Annotated in this window: 2 protein-coding genes; both read left to right on the top strand. The window is 49.6% G+C overall.

The genetic code is table 11. The features are described 5' to 3' along the window. The coding region (locus RUMCAL_RS05930; RefSeq protein ID WP_021681740.1) for an amidoligase family protein at positions 1-453 on the top strand (453 nt) is incomplete at its 5' end. A 90-nt stretch (positions 454-543) separates the two neighbouring features. Continuing rightward, positions 544-796 (top strand): gamma-glutamylcyclotransferase family protein (locus RUMCAL_RS05925; protein WP_040647235.1); only part of this gene is annotated, 253 nt, incomplete at its 3' end.

Genomic DNA, 796 nt, shown 5'->3' with positions numbered 1-796 from the left:
ACGGTCAATCCCCAATTCATCGAACAGCTGAACCAGAAAAAGCCCACCAACATGGCACAGTTTGCAGACATCTGGTATACGGCGAACGGTGCAAATTATGGCAGAGATCAGCACTACAACGACAGCCGATACCATATGCTGAACTATCACGCAACTTTTACAAAGGGAACAATCGAATTCAGACTTTTCCAGTTTGACAAGCCTACAGCTGAAAAGAAAAATGGACTCCATGCTGGGCAATTGAAAAGCTACATTCAGCTTTGCCTTGCCCTTTCCGAAATGGCAAAGGAACTGAAAACAGCAAGTCCAAAGCCACAGCAAACGGAAAATCCGAAATTCGCCATGCGAACATGGCTGATTCGATTGGGTCTGGTTGGCGAGGAGTTCGCCACCGCCAGAACGTTCCTCACCAGAAACTTGGACGGCGATGCCGCCTTCCGGTTCGGCAGATAAAGAGACAGCCTTTTGCTACCAGCTACACCAGACCGCTTCGACGGTCTTATGGTGGTGAAAGGGTATCCCTTTCAGAAAGGATTTGATTGCATGAAAAAGTTTTACCTTGCCTATGGCAGCAATCTGAACGTGAAACAGATGCAGTTCCGCTGCCCGGATGCCAAAATTGTGGGAACTGCGGAGATTCCAAATTACCAGCTGCTGTTCAAGGGCAGCAAGACCGGTTCCTATCTGACCATCGAGCCCAAACAGGGCTGTACCGTTCCGGCGGCAGTCTGGTCGATGTCGGAACGAGATGAACTTGCCCTCGACCGCTATGAGGGGTATCCCCATTTCTACTACA

The sequence above is a fragment of the Ruminococcus callidus ATCC 27760 genome (assembly GCF_000468015.1).
GTDB lineage: Bacteria > Bacillota > Clostridia > Oscillospirales > Ruminococcaceae > Ruminococcus_C > Ruminococcus_C callidus.
This window is presented reverse-complemented; position numbering and strand designations above follow the sequence as displayed.